Source organism: Bacteroidales bacterium (assembly GCA_031276035.1).
Taxonomy (GTDB): Bacteria; Bacteroidota; Bacteroidia; order Bacteroidales; family BM520; genus RGIG7150.
Window position 1 is genome coordinate 1 of sequence record JAISNV010000037.1, and the last position, 4498, is coordinate 4498.

4 protein-coding genes are annotated in these 4498 nt (G+C 34.9%); all 4 read right to left on the reverse strand.

Features of this window, described 5'->3' with window-relative positions; genetic code table 11:
- The coding region (locus tag LBP67_09950; protein ID MDR2085301.1) for a site-specific DNA-methyltransferase at nucleotides 1–206 on the reverse strand (206 nt) is incomplete at its 3' end.
- A gap of 172 nt (nucleotides 207–378) precedes the next feature.
- A complete protein-coding gene (locus LBP67_09955) occupies nucleotides 379–855 on the reverse strand; it encodes a hypothetical protein (protein MDR2085302.1) in 477 nt (158 codons plus the stop codon).
- Nucleotides 856–909: 54 nt separating this feature from the next.
- Nucleotides 910–2484, reverse strand: a complete 1575-nt coding sequence (locus tag LBP67_09960) for a hypothetical protein (GenBank protein ID MDR2085303.1) — start codon at nucleotides 2482–2484, stop codon at nucleotides 910–912.
- A gap of 1 nt (nucleotide 2485) precedes the next feature.
- Entirely contained in the window at nucleotides 2486–4123 is a 1638-nt protein-coding gene (locus tag LBP67_09965) for an RNA-directed DNA polymerase (GenBank protein MDR2085304.1), read from the reverse strand.
- Nucleotides 4124–4498: the final 375 nt, after the last annotated feature.

A 4498-nucleotide genomic window follows, 5' to 3' on the forward strand; every position in this document is an offset into this window, starting at 1 on the left:
TTTAAATAATGGCTTTCATCATCATCAATGCTTATCCAAATACTGCCATATTCTGATAAAAATTTTTTCAATAATTGCAATCTTGGATATATCATTGACAGCCAAACTGTATGTTCCATATTGTCATCGTAATGCTCAAAGGCGGAGCCGGTATTATAGGGCGGGTCTATGTAGATGCACTTTACCTGTCCGGCATAGAAGGGCAGCAGGGCCTTGAGGGCTTCAAGGTTGTCGCCCTGGACTATAATGTTTCCGGTGTCGTCGAGTGGGGGGGGGGGGGGGGTAGCTAAATTTTTCTTCCTCTACCAGCAAGCGATATTCGACACTAGCGGCGGCTTTGAGGTCTTGTTCGCGGGTGAGCCAGTTAAGGGTGGGCATTTATGTTGTTTCCTCCGCTTTTAATTTTACCTCGAAAGGTTTTTCCCTTGACGTTTTCCCAAGTATTATTTTAAAAAAATGGTAGATAAAAGGTTTAGCAATATATTCATACAAATCATGGTCGTGAATATATCTTAGAATATTGGTAATATTCATATATTCAAAATTCTTTTCTTTGCTAATTTCAAAAAAGGCTTTAACAAATCGATAGGAAACGGCATACTTATTTGTGTTAGGTTTCAACATGAAATACTGAGGATTATTCTTAATAAAATTCTCCAGTATCCTTTTTACAATATCCCTGTGCATTTTAAATAAATGCATTTCATTACTATATCGGGTTTTCCCGCCATATTCAGGTAGGGTACTGACATTACTCATATAAAGAATTTTTAAGACATTTTCTTTGGCTAAGTATTGTTGAATTATAGCTTCTAGCTGCTCATCGGTTGCCCTGCTCTTAAATCTGCCACCCATTTTTTACCTCCCTTCTTCAATATATCATACCTAGTGATAACGATCCACCGTGCCTTATTCCAAACTAAAATTGTCAAAATGAACTTTACACTTTATCCCTGGACAAATAGTTTCAAAAGATTCTATCATGCAAGTATAGATGTTTTCCCGTTCTTGCTCATATATTTCCGATTCAACCTCTATCAAAATAGCATCGTGCATCGGGACAAGCATCCTTCCCCTTGCCGTATTCAAATATCTAATCAAGGCATTTTTGAATATACCAGATGCTGTTGATTGAATTACATGATTTGGGGCCCAGCGTGCTATCTCGCTTTTATGGTCGTCCTCTGAGAAATGACGTATATATCCTGTAAGTCCAATTGCAATTTTATCTTTAAAACTCTTTTCAACAACAGAATCTTTCCATTTTAATACATTTGGAAACTCATTTAGAAATGATGCAATAGAACTACCTGCCGATGTACCAAAATTTTGTATAATGCTCTTTTTAATATTATCAATACTCATCCCATATATATATGAGAGGAACATTTTCTTTGCTATATCTCTTGTACAATCAGCGCCAATTGCTGAAGCCAGATTGGAATAGAGATCGCCTCCAACATAAACTTTTCTAAGTTTCTGATCATCTGATAAATATGCCATTATTCCAGGTTCAAATTGCGAATAGTCTGCATAGATAAATCGGTTTCCCTCATGTGGTACAAATATGTCCCGACTAGCCCGCTTTAAATACTGAATTCCAGGACGGGTTATTAATATTCTTCCCGATACGGTTCCAATAATATCATATTGTAGTTTGCATCGATCTGATATACCAGCCGTCATACGCAATAATTCAGACAGGTCTCGTTTTGTGTGATTTTCTATATACAAGAGATCTAAGAATGAATTAACATTGCGGTATAACTCTATTGAATCCCAGATATACTTTTTACTAAAATCTGCCTCACCACAATCCTTAATATATTCTCTAATAGTTTCAAAAGTAACATCTCTAAAATCACTGACAATATAATTATAATCGATTTCTAATTTTCTAACTGATTGATAATATTTTCTGTCCAGTTCAAGACATCGTGTTAAAAATTTTTCCTTGTTCAGTTTAATGCCAAGATCGTTTGCTTTAATGAAACTAACAAGAAGACGCATCTCAATATTAATAAAATTATCATATAGGTTATATTTTTTTAATTCAGAAACAATGTTATTATATTCTTTTTTGAAAGATGTTATTAAATCGACTTCCCAATTAGGGGGAAGTCTTTTTTCCCATTCATCAAATGTGGAATATTTACTTTCCTCGATTGATTTTATTTTACCAAATAATTTATTATCATCAAAGCTTCTGCCCAATATCTTTATCCCATTCCATGGCTCATTGTTTTTCTGAAAACTGCCTTTTGGCTTACCTTCAAGCAATCTCCTTGCACTATTCAAATCAAATAATGTATTGGATAAATTATATGGTTTATCCAGATCGGATAAGTAATCCCAGAGATTAATAGTAATACTAACATCAGCTATCGGCAAAGTAATGTCCTTGCCTCTTTGTATTTTTTCGCTGATGGAGATTATTTTATAAACACCTTTCTCAAATGGTAGTTGAAAGAAAATTATAAACATTTCAGTCATATTGATGTACCGATGCTAATATTTCAGTTATTCTTAAAGCGGAAGGTTTAAAAACGACATCCTTAATGTGTTCTTTAATATATCTATAGTTTCCATTCAAACGGTTATTTATGCTCTTTGCAATAGGCTGAACATCTTTTTTCCAGTCCAGTTCTTTTAAGACAAATAGACAATGGCGTTGTAAAATGATAGAATCTATTTCAGGCATTTTGTTTTTTATATGCAACAAGTGAGATTTTTCACCATTTTTTGCAATGAAAAGGATTGGCCCTGCTTTATCCGCAGGACCTCTATCAATATTATCAATGATACTAATTGCTAAGTCAATTAGTAGCGGAGAGTAAACTTCATGAACTATTAGCAATTTCCAAAGCCAATAATTCTGCCATTCATAGATAGCCTGTTCTTTGTTTTCTAGGTATTTAATTATTTTTTCTATATGTTTGTTTTGCAGTTTTACAGAACTTAATAGCGCAACCGAACTGTCTGTTACAGTAGGACATACAACTAATGAATCTATGATACCATCTATAATCTCTTTAAAATAATCTTCCGGAAGCTTGTAGTCTTTACATCTTGCTAATTTTGATATTCTAAAAACGCAAAACCGAAATTCTTTGGTGTCATAACGTCTTTCTTTTAGCAGAGAAATCAATAAATCTTTCAGTATGGAATATCCTATAGCAACATTTGCCTTTCGTTTTGTTCTTAATAATAAATCAATGCTTTGTAATTGAAACTTTGGCCGTATTAATTCGTTATATTCGTCTGTATTTGGTTCAATTATTTTGGTTTTTTTGCTGTTCACGCTGAGCATTTTGTCTCTTAACACATTGACCAACAAAAGCAAGGCCCGCCTTGCCTGAAAAACATCATCGCAAATGATCCTAATGTCGTCCATATATCTATAATACTCAAATCCGGCTTCTAACATCTTCTTATCAATATCTAACATATATATATTGGCCAAAAAAGAAGAACAGTCTCTGTTTTGTGGAAGTCCTCTTTTGCCGTCATAAGACCAACTGATCAAACAATTAGTGATACATTCTACCGATTCATTTAATGTTTTCATGTCATTTAGGTCTATAGCAGTATCATTCACACAGCGTTTCAGATCTTCAGATAAAATATCAATAAAAATGTTTCCGTAATAATCTTGAATATCTGCTTCAACTACTACTTTATTCTTTTCAGCCAATTGGCTTCTAATGATTCCTTCAAGTTTAGCCCATTGTTGAATAGAGTTGAGAAATAAATACTTTTCATCAAGAGAATTGTATCTATGACTATAAACCTGTCTGGGTAATAAACAATCAAATTTCTTTATTAATGGGATAGTTAAATAAAAATAGAACCATCTTTCATAATAATCGGTTTCGAGGGAATAACGGACTGTAAAATTCGATTTTGGAACAAGATGAAGTTCTCTGATCGCAGGTTTATATTTTCCCCGATTGTTTTTTGCATTGGTCGTAATAAGCTCAACTTCTTTTCTGAGTTTAATATAGTCATCATATCTAATCGGGTCTTGAAACCAATCATCATCAATGTCATTTTGCAAATACCTGTCTATATTTTTTCGTTTTACAGAGGGGAAGCCAGGTATTTGAATAATATCATCACTCATCCAGTACCTCCATAAAAACTAATATCCACACGGGAAATCAATAAACCCAATCTCCCCCTCTTTTCAAGAAAATTATTCTAACCCAAGTAGTGGGGGTAGCGGAAAAGACCGCAGGGGCAAACCCGAAGGGGTTGCCCCGAGGACTTCGGAGCGAGGGGGAGCCGCCCGCCCATTAAGGCGACATGGAGCAATCCCCCGGCAACGTTCCAATGCGCTCCTCCTTCATATAGCTTTTATCCGCATAAACCTTGGGAACAACCCAGTATATCATAACATGGCGGAAGATCAAAGGGTATATCGGAGGCTAAATCTAACATGGGGCGTATGATAATTCATACACTCGTAAGGGAGTTACCCGGTGTTCCCCTATCTTTT